Here is a 16,469-nt window from a genome sequence, read left to right as displayed (position 1 = left end):
GTGATCTGGGGTTTGCACCCCCGTACCAACAGCAGGCAGGTTTCCTGACTGAAAGATCGCCGCCCGTCATCTCCTTCCCAGAGCAAAAGCTCCAGTGGCTGGTGCAAAGCACCCTGATGCGGACTCCCTTATCACAGTGACGAGATCGTGCGGGATCTGCACCCGCTTCCCTTTTACCCTTTCCGCCGTGCAGTGCATCGGCAAAAGGCACCTGCTGTTTTTCTGTTCAGTTCGTCCGGCATTATATCATAAAACTGCGCAGAATGCAATAAAAAACGGCATCCTGCCTTTTTATAAGGAAGGATGCCGTTTGGAGATCGAGCCAAATGCGGAGCTTACTGGAGCGCACGGATCGCATTGATGGTGATTTTGTACTGGCAGGTCACGCTGTCAAACAGCTCCTTGGTACCTTCCAGTGTGCCTGTGCGCAGCACCTCGGTCAAATCGTAGGTGGGCTGATACAGGTTGGTAAAGCCCAGGTTCTGGCACACGCCCTTGAGCGTGTGTGCCGCACGGAATGCTTCCTTCACATTTCCTTCCTTCAATGCCTGCTCCAGTTTCGGATAGCTGTCGTCGTTCAAAAACATCAGCGCAAATCTGCAGATCATGCCTTCGTTGTAAAGCCGCTTGAGCACGTCCTCATAATTTGCGCCCATCTGTCTATAACATTCCTGAATCGTCATGGTTTGTCGCTATGCCTTTCCTTTTCTACTTATCCCGCCTGATTTGCCACAGAGTGACAAAAGCACCATCCATTTTGTTGCACTTTGTTACGTTTTTAATATATCACGCCTTACTGTGTTTTTCAATGCAGAGATAAAAAAGTCTTGCACTTTTCACATATTGTCCCGAGTTTTTCTTGCAATTTTCCTATCAATTTCTTCCGGCTGGCTTTTTTCTCCGACTTTGCCGTGCCTGCGTGGCTGCAGGGCTTTTCCCGCCTTTGCTCAGCCGTTTCTCTGCACGGAAAATGCATTTGAAGAAAAACGTAAAAAACAGTTGACAAAAGCCTTCCTTCATGATAAAATAAGCAAGTCGTCCGGCGAAGGACACAAAAAGTGAATATGGGCGTGTTCCCGAGTGGCCAATGGGGACAGACTGTAAATCTGCTGCTTTCAGCTTCGGTGGTTCGAATCCACCCGCGCCCACCAAACAAGAAAAATCCGAACCTATTTCCGATTGGAGAAGGGTTCGGATTTTTCGTTTTCTTCGGGTACAACAACGAAGGTTCCTGTGGACGGCGCAAAACTCCGATACCTTGTCATAGACCGTAAGCCGATAACGAGAATTGGAGGATGCGATTATGAAGTACGATGAAAGAGCCTGCAAATTCAACATGGACACCGGGTGCGTAGAACTGCTGCTCCGGGATGGGAGAAAAATCTCCATTGACTGCACCGGGGTCGAGGATGCTCTGGATGTTACCATGGAGCAGAGGTCAGAACTGGACTACCTCATCTACAATGACCCGCTTGGCTATGCGGATTTGATTCTGAACGGTGACCCGGAGGAATATTTGAAGAATGTGGCCGGGAGCCATGGGTTAGAAGATTGAGGGCAAAAAATAAGAGGTGTGCCCAACTGGACACACCTCGGCGAGATACATCTATGTAAGGCAGGGCGTTCCCTTTACTGGGAGCGTCCTGCTGTTTTTATGCTGCAACAGGCAAGGCTTGTAGAGCTTCTTGCTCTTTCAGCCATTCCTCATATTCACGCTGGCCTTCCTCGCTGTTGAAAAACTCAACCATAGAGGGATAAAAGCAACGTGCCAGCGCCTTGATTGCTTCATCCGGGTAGCCGGATTTGTTCGACTTCTTCTTTTTGTTCAAATGGTATCCTCCGAAAATCAAAGTTCCATATCCTGCCCACGCTTGCGGTTTCGCTGCGGCACATTCATGGTGCGCTCCTGCTTGGGGGCAAGAATCTTTTCCAGAAAGCCGCGCACCAGTTCGGGCGCACGGTGGAGAGCATCCAAATAGGGCTTTACATCGTACCACAGGTCGTGGTACTTGTTGCTCCAATGAATGGCTTCCTTTTTGGCAGTGGAAAGTTCTTCTTTCAGGCGGAGGTTCTCCACGTCCATCATATAGCCATGGTCGGCCTGCTTTTTCAACTTAGAAAATTCCTCTTCGGTCAGCGAGTAGTTACCGAGAAAGGTGCGCTTGCCGATATAATCCAGATCACGCGCATGAATGAGGGCTTCTTTCGTGAGCGTGGTCTTTTTCTGAATGGAGGCAAGTTCTTTCTCCTTTTGGGAGAGGGTCTGACTGGTTTTAGCAAGCGATTGTGCCTGCTGGTCGGCTTGGGCGGTCAGGCTGTCCAGCCGCTCCTGCTCCCGTTGGACTTTGAACTGGGTGACGGTCAGGTGTTCTTCAGTGCTGCCACGCTCACCGCGCTCCACATCGGTATACCCGGCAGAGCGCATATAGTTGAAGAAATCGTCTTGCAGGATGCTGTACGACTTCTTCAAAACAGGCTTGCCGTTCTTTTGCAGGACGGGCTTTCCGGCATCGTCCAGCAAGGGCTTGGATGTCCACTTCTTGCTCCGGCTGACCTGCATGACGGTCTCCTTGACTGTGCCGACCAGTGCCTTATCCTTGCAGCGTTTCGACCACAGGATCTGCTTTTCCACCACAGGTACATAGACCACATGGAGGTGGTAGTGGTAGACCTCCCTGCCTAGTGCTTCGGTCATGGCGCGGTTGATCTCATCTGCGTGCATGACTGCCGAGAGGATATACTGCTCACCACCCACGATCTGAACGGCTGCTTTGTAGGCATCCTCATAGAATTGCTTGGCGAACTCGTAGCCACCGTGATTATCAAAATAGGCCGAGTTGACATCAAAGACAAGCTCGCAATAATGGGTGGCATCCGGCTTCAGGCCGCGCGTGGAAATCGTACCAGCGGTTTCCAGTTGGGCAAATAGGTCAGTGTAGCTGGCGGTAGGCTTTTTAAAGTGGACGTTCCATGCAGTGCGCTGGGGGATAATGTCGGGGTTCCGATAGCTGTCCTTTTCGCGCTCGTTGTGCTGCTGGGTATTGCCAACGGCCTTGTCCGAAACGGCGAGATTTCGGACACTGGTGCGGTCAACGCCATCGTTTCTTGCCAAAGGGCATCCCTCCTTTCGGGGTTCTGAGGAAGGTGACGGGGACGGAGATGCACTTCTTCGGAAGTGTAATAACCCACTATAACACTTTCATCCCTATGGGCTGCAAAGTGTAGTGGGCTCTTCGAGGACTCTCCGAGGGGGAACGTCTCCTGCGGGAGAGTTAATCAAGTTCACGTTTGCGAAGCAATGAAAGCCCCAGTGGGGCTTTTAAGTGACCGAACGGTCTTGCGCCAGTAAGATGGAGGGACCTCGCCCCGACAAGTTCGCACAATGCGAACTTGATTGCTCCGTACGCATCTGAAAAAATTGCGTACGGACTTCAAATAACCCGTACGGTCTGTACGGCGTACGGCGGCACAAAATATACACGATGATGCGTTTCAATTTGCTTCTGATTGCCGTACGGGTGCGTACAAGTACAGACCGTACAGGTTGTACGAACTTCTTCCGTGAAAAAATGCACTTTTTACGGGCAGGGGTGGACAAGCGGTTCGATGCCTACAAAGCCCCGCACCCTGCGGCCACCGGGCAGATAGATGTTGTTGGTGGCTTCAAGGTTGTAGCGGCGGTCATTTTGGCGCAGCTCTGCGCTGAAACGGATGGCAGACACGCTGTGGCAGGCGTTGTCCTCGCACCACTGCTTGTAAATGTCGTAGAACTCCTTGGAACTGATGGAGTAGTCCGCCTTGAAGCGGAAATAGCCCTCGGACTCCATGAAGTCGATGACATTGTTGCTGCTGCGCTTGATGGTGTCCACGTTGGCGGCGGCTCGTTCGCTGACCGGGAAGCGGAAATCGTTCTGCACCAGCCGGTGCAGCCCTTCCAGACACCAGAGCAGGATGCCCTCCAACTCGGCACACATCTTTTCGACAAGGAAAGGGTCATCCATGCGGTCGGTGGGCTTGTCCTTGGTGGTCAGGATGAGCTGGCGGCGGAAGAAGCCATCCGAATGGTCGTACAGCGAGGTCAACGCGCCGTTGCCGAAACAGAGGAACCGGGCGTAGATGTCCCGCTGGTAGCTCTGGACACCCTTGCGCTCCAAGTCCAGCTTGGCTTCGGCGGTCACGATGGTCTTGATATAGTTGGTCTTGGGCAGGGCGTTCATGTCCATGTCATCGTCGATCATCAGCAGGCGGCGCTCCAGATCGGCACGGGCAAAGCGGTTGTTCTCGACTTTCTGGACACTGCCGTTGCTGGCGGCATCTCCCATGAGCTGTTTGAGCACCAGCCCGATTCTGGATTTGCCCTCGCCGCCCTTGCCGACAATGAGCATCATCTTCTGTCCCTTGGTGCTGGGGATGAGGCAGTAGCCCAGATACTCCTGCAAGGTGGGGATGTCAGCATCGTCCAGCAGCTCATGCAGGAAGGTCAGCCAGCGGTCAGGGGTGGCAGCTTTCGGGTCGTAGTTCACAGGCAGACGGTTCTGGCAGAACAGCCGACTCTCCTGAAAAGAGCCGTCCGGCAGATGGTACACGCCGTTCTGGAGGTGGATGCAGTCCTGCTCGATGGGGAACGGGTCGGAAAAGGCCAGCAGCTTGATGGTCTCCAGAATGTTGGTGACCTTTTTGGACAGGCCGGAGGTGACATATTCCTCGATGTTCTCCAAGATGCGCTGCTTGATCTCGCTCTCATCCTCTACCGGGCCGTCTAGCGTGTACAGCGTTCCGTTGACGCATTTCAGCGGCCACTGTTCCAGAAAGGCACGGCCAAACTGGACTTCATCGATCTTTTTGCCGTTGTACCAGTCCGGCCATAAGGGGTTGCGGGAAATGTTTTTCTTCATAGGGTGGATCTCCTTTAGAAAAGTGAAGTGGTGGGTCTCACCGTGAGACCCACCACTTCAGGTGAATAAATCGTCAGGCGCACTTTGCCAGAGCAAGGCGGTCAGTGCGCTCCTCCAGCATCAGCAGGAACGACCCGGACAGCAGCCGTGCGGCGGCATCAGCCTTCTGCTGGGGTGTTCCAAATGCAACGCAGTCCGTCAGGTGCTCGATGGTCTCGGTCGTGTGGAGGGCTTCTTCAAACCGTGGGTCATGCGGCTCCTCCGGGGTGGCGGGCTTGTAGCGCTCCTGCCAGTCGTGCAGCAGGTCAAGATAATCGGTCAGCACCCGCAGGCAGTAGGCGATGTCTGCCCACTGCTCGTCCGTCAGGTCACGCTTGGGCGGCGGCAGGGCGATGGCATTGGCGGGCGGCTTATCCGGGTCAAGCCCGAAGTCGCGTGCGAGCTTCTCGGCGGCTTGCCGGGGGTTCAGGTCGAACAGCTTGGCGGTGAGGTCAATGGCATCTCCGTTGGCTCCGCAGCCAAAGCAGTAATAATAGGTGTCGTTCAGCTTCATGCTGGGGTCGCTGTCAGAATGGAACGGACAGCACACCATGCCATGGCGGTCTGGCTCCATGCCGTACATCTCTCCCACCTGCCGAACGGTGATAGCGGACTTGACAGTTTGATACAGGCTCAAGGGCATTCCTCCTTTGTTTCGTGCGTTGTACCAGAGTACCCAGCGTGGGAACTCTGGTGTTTTTTGCCTTGTGCCTGAATATACGGAAAATTTTGCAGGAAAGGCGAAAAAGCGGCAGAACTGCAACGGAAAAAGAAAAAAGCCCTTACCGGTTGCAGGATTGCAACAGCAAGGGCGGAGAGGAAACCGTATATTGAACAAAACGGCAGAGCGTATTATAATGAGGAAAAAGCTCAAAAAGGAGGGCCGACCACATGGCACAGGAATATCTGCCTGCACCATCCAACATCCGTCTTGCGGACTTGATGAAAGAGCACAACATCAGCCAACCGGAGCTTGCCAAGGAAATCGGCTGCTCTAAAAGCACTATCAGCCGTTTTATCAGTGGTGCGAAAGGAACTCTGACCCATGAGCAGGTGCTGAAGATCGCAAGGCTGTTCAACGTGTCCACGGATTTCCTGCTGGGAGAAACCAACATCCCTGACCGCAAGAACTACGACATTGCCGAGCTGGGCTTGTCCGTAGAAGCTGCAAAGAACCTCTACACAGGGCGTGTCAATGCAGAGGTGGTCAATCTGCTGCTGGAAAACACCCGCTTTGCAGAGCTTACTTACCGCATAGCGCAATATTTTGATGATACTTTTGCATCCGGCATCGCAGCACAGAATGCCATGCTCACGACATTGAGCACCTTGCTGCGCACCAAAGTCAGAACCCCAGAAGCAACCAATGCCGCAAAGGACATCAGTCTCCGAAGAAAGCCGGTGTACCAAGGCGACCTTGATAACATTGAAATGTACTTCATGGCGGCGGTCAAGGAAATCAAAAAGGGCATCGGGAGCCATTACGCCGAACAGGAAGCCATGAGCAAGAAAGTGGCGGAGAAAATGTTCACCGAATTGACCAAAGGGCAGGATGTGCAGCACCCAACGATCACGGCAGAGCAGTTGGCGGATGCCATGCTGGACAGCGTTTCGGGCATGGAAGGAGCTACGCCGGAAGCACTGGAACAGCTGCGGAGCGGTCTGCTGGGAATCTTGCAGTCTGCCGCAGAGCAGGAAAACGCCCATGAAGCAGACGAATGAACGGCTTTGTGTGCTGGCGCAGAAAGGCGATGCAACTGCGCTGGACAGCCTGATTGACAACAACAAGTCCTTTATTGGCAAGGTGGCAAATGACCTTTTTCGCAGCATGAATCTGGCACAGGCTGGCTTGAACCTTGACACGGACGATTTGAAACAGGCGGGCAATCTGGGCTTATGGAAAGCTGTGCCGAAGTTCGATGCAGCGCGCGGCATGAAGTTCCTGACCTATGCGGCTCCTGCCATTCATAACGCCATGATGGACATGGTGCGGGATGCCTTTGCCGCTTTTGAGCAGCGGATGGTGACGGAGGACAAGGACGGTATTTGCTACCAGCGCGTTTCGCTGGACGATGTTCTGCCGGGAGAAGAGCAGCTGCGGCGCATTGAAGCCATAGCCGACCCCTACGCCATGCAGCCGCAGAGCGTTATGGAAGAGCAGGAATCGCGCCGGGAACTGTACGATGGCCTGAAACGGCTGACCCAGCGCGAGCAGACCTACCTACTGTACCGTTATGGCTTTACCGATGGCAAGGAACATCCGCTGATTGGCACGGCGATATACTTTCACCTGACAAAAGGCCGCGCCAAAAAGACGGAGGAACAGGCCATGGATAATCTGTGGCTGGAACTGCCGTGGTGGTTTCTTTGAATAAAAAGAAAAAAATCGTGATTGTGCTACAAGCTTTCTGGAAATTTATGTGCAACCATACGATTTTGAAAAAAATTGTGGACGGATGAAACAAAATAGGATTAAATCTAAGTATCTAAGGAACGTTGATTTCACGAAGCTGCTGATTACCGACTGTAGGATTTGAGGAGGATGCCGTTTTATGAAAATTACACGAGATAAAATGTTTTTTTCAAAAGATCTTATTCATACACTGGCATATGTCGGAATGTTCGTGGCGGCAATTATATCGGTTGGAGCGTGTAAGTCTGGTATTTGGGTGGCTGCGATATTAGCATGGATTGTAGCAGGTATAATTATCGGATTGGCGATTATTTCCGACTATAAAAAGGCAGAACTTTTGAAAAATGGAACAAGAATCATCGGAAAGGTTACAGCAACAAAACGAGTACATATAAAATTTCATATGAGTACCTACCACCTTGCCGATGAAGATGTAATCTATCCATATGTGGTACATTATCAGTATAAAGTTAAAGGTGAAACCTATAATGGAAAGTCGCAGTGGTTTTCGTTCAATCCATGTATTCCGAAAGGGGCACCAATAAAAATTCTAGTAGACCCAAAGAATCCGGCCCGAAGTACAGTTCTCAAACCAGAAAGCTAAAGATGGCTTTCAATCGAGGTAAAACAAAAAGTTTATCCTTATAGCGTGTTTATTTAAAAGAAGATTGCGATTGTGCTACAAATTTTCAGGAAGTTTATGTGCATCTATACGATTTTGAAAAATTTTGTGGACAAACGAAATAAATCAGGCTTAAATTTCGTTATCTAAACAAAAAAGCAAGGCGGGAAGGTTTGATGATTTGTAAAAAATGAGGGCATAAAAATAAAGTAGGCGTTTGATATTTCCAGCAATGTGGGCAGTAGTGAAAGAAGGTATAGACAATGAAGAAAACTTTATATACATTTTTGGTTTGGAATTTTCTGTTGTTTGTAGCTGGTTTAAGTGATATTATTTTTTATAGAAATCTTACATCGGTAGAAGGTATGACAATAAGCTGGACCCAGCCAGCGCTTGTAAGTATTACTTCATTTTTAATATTGCTTTCAATATATTATGGGATGCACCAGCTCCTTTTCGGGAAAAATTTTTATTTGAAACTGGAAATCAAGCAGGAAGACATAGATAAATTGCGAAATTCAATTTATGATTTTCTGAAAAAAGGCGAAATTGACCCCGAAAAATTGCAGCAACACTTGAAGTGTTTGATAATTGCTGAAGTTGTTTTGTGGGGTGGATTCATCGTTTACTTATTTATATCAAAGGGCTACTAATTTTCAATTCTAATAATGGGGTAAAGTGGTACGAATGAAAAAGATACAGAACTTTTTCTCGACGATTTTGCAAAAGCTGTGGAAAAGTTCGATAACTATCGTTTATCATTAAAAACTACGGAAGCTTTACGCTGAAAGCTGTAACTTTAAGCAGACCGGAAAGCTTATAATGAGGGTAGAACAGAAATATGACCAACGAAGATACCACTGATTTTGACGAGCACTTCGCTAAAATTTCGTCCTATATTGTGGACACATTGCACGGCGTTCCACTTGAGATGACCGAGGATGAAAAAGAACAATTTCGCATACAGGTTATTTCAAATCAGTATGCAGAACGGTTGCTAAGTGAGGCCGAAAAGACAGAAACGTATAGAGGTTTATCAAAAATTGATATTCTCCATACAGTTTCTATCCCTCAACTGGCTAGAACAATCCCACTTAAAGGTTTGAATCTCAGTTTAGAAAAATACAGAATGCCGGATGGTGTAATAATAGAGGTTGAGAGTTCGTCACATTATTTGGGGTCATTTAGTGAGAAAAATGATTCTTCCACAAATTGGATAGAAAAGATCATGGAGGGTGTCGGTATTCACTAGATGGATTCTCAAGAAGCATAAACAGCCCGCTATTTGCAGAGAATTCTGGAAGAAAATTGAAGAAAGCATCCTTCCGGCAACAGCACCCCGGACGTTTGTGAACTCTCACAACAGAGATCAAGAACCAATCCCTGCTTTGCGCTTACACCGTTTTGGTGACATTTTTTCTCCGTCTTGCTACAATATTGTGGGTTTTTTTCTATTTGTGCTTTGCTATTATCAACATCTAAAATGAAAACCGTGATGGAGGTGATTCCAATGCAGATAATTTCCTTGAAAACAAATTGAATGCTTTGGCAAACGGTGGCCAGTTCTCCATTTCCTACGACATCACGATTCCGTAATAAAAGCATTAGATAATGGGTATAAAAGCCACGATTCTTTAGAGTCGAAAGAAAAGAATCGTGGCTTTGTACGTTTGAATTATGGAGCAAACCAAATGAATAAGAAATTGGAATTTTTTAGCAGTATGGCGGTTGCCTTTATAGTTTTGATATTGGTCTTTCTTTGCATTCGTTTTTCAGGTCAGGGAAAATTTGCTACACATGGAGGAACCAATCCGTCTGATGTAAAATGTATTTATACTTCAGTTTGGCCGGATAATGAATACACTAGGCTTATTTGTGAGCCGGAAAGTGGAACGATAGAATATATATTGGATGGTTCTAATGCTGGGTATTATGCAATCTTTTATAATAATATCTCTGAAGAAGAAATACAAAAATATATTGACCAATTGAAAACCTTAGGATACGCTGAAGAGGCATCGGCTTCAGAAAGCGTTTCGACAGGCGTTTTGCTAAGAAAAGATGAAACATGGATAAGCATTGCATACTCAGAGGGAGGATTTGGAATCCGGATTTCAGTAGAAAAATCCTGAATAAAAGAGATGCTGGGGAATTCCGGTTATCCCTATGATGCAGTGGAAAGAAAATGGATTGCTCAATATGCGAGCCTCCATGACTTGATTTTGATGTTCGGTCACTCAAACCAATGCCGTCAAGCCGGTGGTGGATATATAGTTTCTGATTGTGCTAAACTCCAGTGGGAACTTACTATCGCAAGAGGAGTAAGCGATTTTGATATCGAACATCGACAATTCGGCAATAAGTATATTGTACAATACAGAGAATTTTCAATTGAGGTTTCGTGCTTGATTGACTTGCAACGCAAAATACGTTACAATGAGACTGAGGTGATAACCATGGAAAAAACAATGACGCTCAATCTCCGTGTGAACCCTACCGTCAAGCAGCAGGCCGAGGATGTGCTGAAGCAGCTCGGCATCCCGATGGCAACAGCTATTGATATGTACCTGCGCCAGATCACTCTGACGGGCGGCATCCCCTTCTCGCTGTCTTTGCCGAAAGCTCCTGCGGCTCTGAATGCTGACACCATGACCGATGATCAGCTTCATGCAGCCTTGCAGGTAGGCATTAAGGAGATTCAGAACGGTGATACCGTGGATGCTGCAAGCGCATTCGCACAGTTCAGGGAACAGCACCGATGAAGCAGTATGACGTGAAAATTTCTCGTGCAGCCCTCAGCGATATGGGGCAGATTTACAGCTATATTGCTGACCGTCTGCTGGAGCCTGACACGGCTATGGGACAGTATAATCGTATTGCAGAAGCCATCCAATCGCTGAACATCCTGCCGGAACGCTGTGCGCTGGTGGAAAGCGAGCCGGAGCGCACCCAAGGGCTGCGGCAGATGCTGGTGGACAACTACTCGGTGTTCTACATCGTGGGCGAAGATGCCGTGTCGGTGGCGCGTGTGCTGTATAGTGCATCCGATCTTGTGCGCCGCCTGCGGAGAATGAAGTGAAAGGGGTGTTTGCATGACCGCCGTGATTTACGCCCGCTATTCCAGCGATAACCAGCGTGAGGAATCCATCGAAGGGCAGATTCGTGAATGTACGGCCTACGCCGAAAAAAACGGCATCACCGTGGTCAAGCACTACATTGACCGCGCCCTTTCCGCCAAAACCGACAACCGCCCGGACTTCCAGCAGATGATCAAGGACAGCGAGAAACGGTTGTTTGACATTGTGCTGGTCTGGAAGCTTGACCGTTTTGCCCGAAACCGCTATGATTCGGCCCACTATGAGTACCAGTTGGAACGAAATCATGTCAAGCTGGTATCTGCCACGGAGCCTATCTCTGACAGCCCTGCGGGTATCATGGTCAAGAGTATGCTCACCGGCATGGCTGAATACTATTCCGCAGAACTTTCTGAAAAAGTTGTGCGCGGCATGACTGAGAATGTGCTGAAAGGCAAGTACAACGGCGGCACGATTCCCATTGGCTTCAAGGTGGACGAAGAGAAGTTCTTTCAAGTCGACCCGCTGAAAGCTCCCTTTGTGGTAGAAGCCTTCCAGCGGTACAACGATGGTGCGACTATGAAGGAACTGATGAACTGGCTGAATGACAGTGGCGTGACCACCAATCGCAACCAGAAGTTCACCTACAACAGTGTTCAGAAGCTGCTGACGAACAAACGGTACATCGGAGAAAACCACTTCAAGGACATCGTAATGCCGGACAGCATCCCGGCCATCGTGGACAAGGACTTGTTTGAAGAAGTGCAGCTGAAAATCAAAAAGAACAGCCGCGCTCCTGCCCGCCACAAGGCCGAGGATGATTATCTGCTCACCACCAAGCTGTTCTGTGGAATGTGCGGCGCGATGATGTTCGGCGAGTGCGGTACGGGTAGAAACAAGGTCGTTCATCATTATTATAAGTGCGCCACCGCGAAGCGTTTCAAGACCTGCAAGAAAAAGACCGTCCGTAAAGAGTGGCTGGAAGATCTGGTCGTAGCTGAAACCATGAAGCTGATTCAGGACGATGCCGTGATTGATGCCATCGTTGCGGAAGTGATGGAGTTGCAGGATCAGGAAAACACCACGCTTCCTTTGCTGGAAAAGCAGATGCGCGAGGTAGAGAATGGCATTGAAAATATGCTGAACGCCATTCAAGCAGGTGTGCTGACCAACTCCACCAAATCGCGTTTGGAAAAGCTGGAAGCCCAACAGAAAGAACTTGAAGTTCGGATTGCCGAAGAAAAAATCGCTCGGCCTCGGTTGAGTGAAAATCAGGTTCGGTTCTGGCTGACCCGGTTCCGCAAGCTCGACCCGAACGTGAAAAGCCACCGGGAAACGCTTATCAATACATTCGTGAATGCTGTTTATCTCTATGATGAAAAAGTTTTGATTACATTCAACTACAAAGACGGCACAAAAACCATCACTTTCGATGAGATCGCCGCGAAAGATGCCCCAGAGGGCAATGGTTCGGATTTAGGTTGCTTCGCTCCACCAAAAAACCTCAACGTATGCAAGTACGCTGAGGTTTTTGTTTTGCGACAAGGCTAAACTTATCGGGCGGGTGGATTCGAACAGCTGCGGCACCGTTCAGCAGGACGATCTCCAGCAGTGCAAGGATCAGCAGAACAATAAGAACTGTAGTAACCATAGTGTACCGTGCATCATAATATTTTGCAACGGTATTCAGGTTGGTACTCTGTGCAATGATTTTTTTAATTTTTCAAAAAATCATTGACAACGCTTTCTGTGCATGATAAAATCACATTTGATTTTGAGAGACAAAGCATGGCAGAGTCTTTTCAAAGCAATTTACCATGGACCGCCCAGCGGGGCTAAGGCCATACGGACAGCCGGGTCCACTGCCGACCGGCGGCACGGCCGCCATTATTGATTGAGCGTAGCAGCTCAAATTTTATAAGTTGGTTCCTTTACAACCATGAAATTGCGCAGTCAGTGTGCAGACTTGTGAAACGGTCAATAAAGAGCAGTAAAAGCAGAATTGCTATATAGACTCTCATAATCCCGTCTTTTTGAATCATGCGAAGCGGCCTTTGTACTCTGGTGTTTCTTCCGGGGGTCTTTGGCGGCGCATTCAAATGCTTTTCAAAGCGCAAGTCTGCACTTTTTGTGCGGTACTTGCGCTTTTTTGTTTGCATCGGGATCAGGGACGGAGGAAAAACATGAGTGAGAACCGAACACGGTTCCGGCTGAACCAGAACCGTGCGCCCATCTATGAAGCGCTGGAACAGTTCCGCAAAATGCGGGTGGTGCCCTTTGATGTGCCCGGCCACAAGCGGGGCCGCGGCAACCCGGAGCTGACCGCCTTTCTGGGCCAGCAGTGCGTGGGCGTGGATGTGAACAGCATGAAGCCGCTGGATAATCTCTGCCACCCGGTATCGGTCATCCGGGAAGCAGAGGAGCTGGCCGCAGATGCCTTTGGCGCTGCCCACGCGTTCCTCATGGTGGGTGGCACCACCAGCAGCGTGCAGAGCATGGTGCTCACCGCCTGCAAGCGGGGCGATGAGATCATTCTGCCCCGCAACGTGCACCGCAGTGTGCTGAACGCACTGGTGCTGTGCGGCGCAGTGCCGGTATACGTGAATCCCGAGGTGGACAAGCGCCTTGGCATTTCGCTGGGCATGAAGCGGGAACAGGTGGAAAAGGCCATCAAAGAGCATCCGAATGCTGTGGCTGTGCTGGTGAATAACCCCACCTACTACGGCATCTGCTCCGACCTGCGTGCCATCGTAAAAATGGCCCACGATGCCGGGATGCTCTGCCTTGCGGACGAAGCCCACGGCACCCACTTCTACTTTGGCGGCGGCCTGCCGGTGTCTGCCATGGCGGCAGGGGCTGATATGGCATCCGTCTCCATGCACAAGAGCGGCGGCAGTTTAACGCAGTCCAGCCTGCTGCTCATCGGCCCCAATGTGCACCCGGGCTATGTGCGGCAGATCATCAACCTGACCCAGACCACCTCCGGCAGCTACCTGCTCATGTCCAGTCTGGATATCTCCCGCCGCAACCTTGCGCAGCGCGGGCGGCAGGTATTCCACCAAGTGGCCGACATGGCCGAGTATGCCCGCGAGGAGATCAACGCCGTGGGCGGCTACTACGCCTTTGGCAAGGAGCTGTGCAACGGCGACTCCGTTTTTGACTTTGATACCACCAAGCTCAGCGTCCACACGCTGGATATCGGCCTTGCAGGCATTGAGGTATACGACATCCTGCGCGATGAGTACGACATCCAGATCGAGTTCGGCGACATTGGCAACATTCTGGCCTACCTTTCCATCGGCGACCGCCCGCAGGAGGTGGAGCGTCTGGTCAGCGCGCTGGCCGAGATCAAGCGCCGCTACCAGACCGACGGCTCCGGCCTGCTGAGCCAGGAATACATCGACCCCGTTGTGGCCGCCAGCCCGCAGGAAGCGTTCTATGCGCCCAAAAAGAGCCTGCCGCTCCGGGAGACCGAGGGCATGGTGTGCAGCGAGTTCGTCATGTGCTACCCGCCGGGCATTCCCATTCTGGCCCCGGGCGAGCGCATCACCAAGGAAATTTTGAACTACATCGAGTACGCCAAGGCCAAGGGCTGCAGCATGACCGGCCCCGAGGACCCGGACATCGAGCGGCTGAACGTTCTGGCATAAGGAGGGAATGCAGATGGAATTTTGGTTTTCCGAGTTTCACACCCCGGATGTGAAGCACAGCATCCGGGTGAACAAACAGCTCTACTCCAAGCAGAGCGATTACCAGCGCATCGATATTTTTGAAACGCCGGAGTTTGGCCGGGTGCTCACATTGGACGGCAATGTGATGCTGACCGAGCGCGACGAATTCATCTATGACGAGATGATCGTGCATGTGCCCATGGCGGTGCACAAGCAGGCAAAAGACATCCTTGTCATCGGTGCCGGTGACGGCGGCGTGGTGCGGGAGCTGACCCGCTACGACCGGGTGGAGCGCATCGACCTTGTGGAGATGGACCCGCAGGTGGTGGAAGCCTGCCGCGCCTTCCTGCCCAGCAACGCCTGCCGCATGGATGACCGCCGGGTGCACATCTATTTTGAGAACGCCCTCAAGTATATCCGCCGCTGCGAGGAGGAGTACGACCTCATCATCGTGGACTCCTCCGATCCCTTCGGCCCATCCGAGGGTCTGTTCACCCGCGAGTTCTACGGCAGCTGCTTCAATGCCCTGAAAGCGGACGGCATCATGGTGAACCAGCAGGGCAGCCCCTTCTATGCCGAGGATGCCAGCGCCATGCAGCGCAGCCACAAGCGCATTGCGTCCACCTTCCCCATCAGCCGAGTGTATCAGGCACACATTCCCACCTTTGCAGCTGGGTACTGGCTGTTCGGCTTTGCCAGCAAAAAGTATCATCCCATCGATGATCTGGATGCAGACGCATGGAAGGCGCTGAACATGCGCACCCGCTATTACACCGCCCGGCTGCATGTCGGCGCATTTTACCTGCCGGCATTCCTTGAGGAAATGCTGCGGGAAGTGGAGGAACACTGATGCAACCCAACATTGAAAACTTCATCGGCTGTGACAGCAGCTACCGCGCCGCCAGCATCGTGCTGTACGGTGCGCCCTACGATTCCACCACCAGCTACCGCCCGGGCGCACGGTTCGGCCCGGCGGCCATCCGACACGAAAGCTATGGTCTGGAGACCTACAGCCCCTACCAGAATGCCGACCTGACCGATTTTGACATCTTCGACAGCGGCGATCTGGAGCTGTGCTTCGGCTCCAGCGAGAGCGCCCTTGCGGACATCGAAGCCCGCGCAGAGGAGATCCTGCAGGACGGCAAGTTCCCGTTGCTGCTGGGCGGTGAACATCTGGTGACGCTGGGTGCCGTGCGGGCTGCTGTGAAGAAATATCCGGATCTGCACATCGTGCACTTTGATGCCCACGCCGACCTGCGGGACGACTACCTTGGTGCAAAGCTGAGCCACGCCTGCGTGCTGCGCCGCTGCCACGAGCTGGTGGGCGACGGCCGCATCCATCAGTTCTGCATCCGCAGCGGCGACCGCGCCGAGTTCGAGTTTGCAGCCCAGCACACCGAGATGCACAAATTCGATTTTACCGGCCTTGCCGAGCTGACGGAACAGCTGTGCGAGAGCAAGGTGCCCGTCTACCTGACCATCGACCTCGACTGTCTGGACCCCTCCTGCTTCCCCGGCACCGGCACGCCCGAAGCCGGCGGCGTGAGCTTTTTGCAGCTGCTGGATGCCATCCGCACCGTGACGAAAGCCAACATCGTAGCCGCAGACCTCAACGAGCTGGCTCCCACGCTGGATACCACCGGCGTTTCCACCGCCACCGCCTGCAAGGTGCTGCGCGAAACGCTGATTGCGCTGGACAAGGGCTGGCCCGGCTTTCAGGTCTGACCGAATTTGCACACATTGACATAAAGGAGA

Annotated in this window: 18 protein-coding genes, 1 tRNA gene and 1 riboswitch; of the genes, 14 read left to right on the top strand and 5 right to left on the bottom strand. The window is 51.4% G+C overall.

What is annotated here, in order from left to right; genetic code table 11:
* Positions 1–16 precede the first annotated feature (16 nt).
* Positions 17–230: riboswitch (cobalamin riboswitch) on the bottom strand.
* Positions 231–335: 105 nt separating this feature from the next.
* Positions 336–656, bottom strand: coding sequence for an Hpt domain-containing protein (locus DWV57_RS08025; protein WP_347562384.1), 321 nt, complete (start codon positions 654–656; stop codon positions 336–338).
* Between the two features lie 410 nt (positions 657–1,066).
* Between DWV57_RS08025 and DWV57_RS08020 the strand changes: the two genes are divergently transcribed.
* Positions 1,067–1,151 (top strand) — tRNA-Tyr (locus tag DWV57_RS08020).
* Positions 1,152–1,303: 152 nt separating this feature from the next.
* Positions 1,304–1,555: a DUF6061 family protein gene (locus DWV57_RS08015; RefSeq protein WP_120020471.1), complete on the top strand. Its 252-nt coding sequence runs from the start codon at positions 1,304–1,306 to the stop codon at positions 1,553–1,555.
* A 97-nt stretch (positions 1,556–1,652) separates the two neighbouring features.
* Here the strand turns inward: DWV57_RS08015 and DWV57_RS08010 are convergent, their stop codons facing one another.
* The 4 genes from DWV57_RS08010 to DWV57_RS07995 form a co-directional block, all read right to left on the bottom strand.
* Positions 1,653–1,829, bottom strand: coding sequence for a hypothetical protein (locus tag DWV57_RS08010; protein WP_236131602.1), 177 nt, complete (start codon positions 1,827–1,829; stop codon positions 1,653–1,655).
* Positions 1,830–1,846: 17 nt separating this feature from the next.
* Entirely contained in the window at positions 1,847–3,112 is a 1,266-nt protein-coding gene (locus tag DWV57_RS08005) for a plasmid recombination protein (protein WP_120020470.1), read from the bottom strand.
* Positions 3,113–3,578: 466 nt separating this feature from the next.
* On the bottom strand, positions 3,579–4,895 hold the full coding sequence (locus DWV57_RS08000) for a phage/plasmid primase, P4 family (RefSeq protein WP_120020469.1): 1,317 nt from the start codon (positions 4,893–4,895) through the stop codon (positions 3,579–3,581).
* A 73-nt stretch (positions 4,896–4,968) separates the two neighbouring features.
* Positions 4,969–5,577 carry a CHC2 zinc finger domain-containing protein gene (locus tag DWV57_RS07995; RefSeq protein WP_120020468.1) on the bottom strand — a complete coding sequence of 203 codons (609 nt, stop codon included), beginning with the start codon at positions 5,575–5,577 and terminating at the stop codon, positions 4,969–4,971.
* A gap of 248 nt (positions 5,578–5,825) precedes the next feature.
* On the opposite strand from DWV57_RS07995, the gene DWV57_RS07990 reads away from it, so the two are divergent.
* The 12 genes from DWV57_RS07990 (at position 5,826) to speB (ending at position 16,439) form a co-directional block, all read left to right on the top strand.
* Positions 5,826–6,656: a helix-turn-helix transcriptional regulator gene (locus tag DWV57_RS07990; protein ID WP_120020467.1), complete on the top strand. Its 831-nt coding sequence runs from the start codon at positions 5,826–5,828 to the stop codon at positions 6,654–6,656.
* Complete coding sequence (locus tag DWV57_RS07985) at positions 6,640–7,305, top strand: sigma-70 family RNA polymerase sigma factor (RefSeq protein ID WP_120020466.1); 666 nt, start codon at positions 6,640–6,642, stop codon at positions 7,303–7,305. The genes DWV57_RS07990 and DWV57_RS07985 overlap by 17 nt, the downstream gene beginning before the upstream one ends.
* 181 nt (positions 7,306–7,486) lie before the next feature.
* Positions 7,487–7,951 (top strand): DUF3592 domain-containing protein, encoded by a 465-nt coding sequence (locus DWV57_RS07980; RefSeq protein WP_120020465.1) that lies wholly within the window; start codon positions 7,487–7,489, stop codon positions 7,949–7,951.
* 281 nt (positions 7,952–8,232) lie between these two features.
* Positions 8,233–8,622 carry a hypothetical protein gene (locus DWV57_RS07975; protein ID WP_118526360.1) on the top strand — a complete coding sequence of 130 codons (390 nt, stop codon included), beginning with the start codon at positions 8,233–8,235 and terminating at the stop codon, positions 8,620–8,622.
* A gap of 188 nt (positions 8,623–8,810) precedes the next feature.
* Complete coding sequence (locus tag DWV57_RS07970) at positions 8,811–9,221, top strand: hypothetical protein (RefSeq protein WP_015564578.1); 411 nt, start codon at positions 8,811–8,813, stop codon at positions 9,219–9,221.
* A 439-nt stretch (positions 9,222–9,660) separates the two neighbouring features.
* Entirely contained in the window at positions 9,661–10,101 is a 441-nt protein-coding gene (locus DWV57_RS14340) for a hypothetical protein (RefSeq protein WP_005929376.1), read from the top strand.
* Positions 10,102–10,425: 324 nt separating this feature from the next.
* Positions 10,426–10,731: a type II toxin-antitoxin system RelB/DinJ family antitoxin gene (locus DWV57_RS07965; RefSeq protein WP_035393314.1), complete on the top strand. Its 306-nt coding sequence runs from the start codon at positions 10,426–10,428 to the stop codon at positions 10,729–10,731.
* Positions 10,728–11,048 carry a type II toxin-antitoxin system RelE/ParE family toxin gene (locus DWV57_RS07960; RefSeq protein WP_120020464.1) on the top strand — a complete coding sequence of 107 codons (321 nt, stop codon included), beginning with the start codon at positions 10,728–10,730 and terminating at the stop codon, positions 11,046–11,048. The genes DWV57_RS07965 and DWV57_RS07960 overlap by 4 nt, the downstream gene beginning before the upstream one ends.
* Positions 11,049–11,061: 13 nt before the next feature.
* Positions 11,062–12,594 (top strand): recombinase family protein, encoded by a 1,533-nt coding sequence (locus DWV57_RS07955; protein WP_120020463.1) that lies wholly within the window; start codon positions 11,062–11,064, stop codon positions 12,592–12,594.
* A gap of 632 nt (positions 12,595–13,226) precedes the next feature.
* Complete coding sequence (locus tag DWV57_RS07950) at positions 13,227–14,693, top strand: aminotransferase class I/II-fold pyridoxal phosphate-dependent enzyme (protein WP_097775018.1); 1,467 nt, start codon at positions 13,227–13,229, stop codon at positions 14,691–14,693.
* Between the two features lie 13 nt (positions 14,694–14,706).
* Complete coding sequence (speE, locus tag DWV57_RS07945; RefSeq protein ID WP_044953854.1) at positions 14,707–15,564, top strand: polyamine aminopropyltransferase; 858 nt, start codon at positions 14,707–14,709, stop codon at positions 15,562–15,564.
* Entirely contained in the window at positions 15,564–16,439 is an 876-nt protein-coding gene (gene speB / locus DWV57_RS07940; RefSeq protein WP_005943304.1) for an agmatinase, read from the top strand. The genes speE and speB overlap by 1 nt, the downstream gene beginning before the upstream one ends.
* Positions 16,440–16,469: the final 30 nt, after the last annotated feature.

The sequence above is a fragment of the Faecalibacterium sp. AF10-46 genome (assembly GCF_003604105.1).
In the GTDB taxonomy this organism is placed as follows: Bacteria; Bacillota; Clostridia; order Oscillospirales; family Ruminococcaceae; genus Faecalibacterium; species Faecalibacterium taiwanense.
Note: the sequence above shows the minus strand (reverse complement) of the source record. Positions and strands in the feature narration are given on the sequence as shown.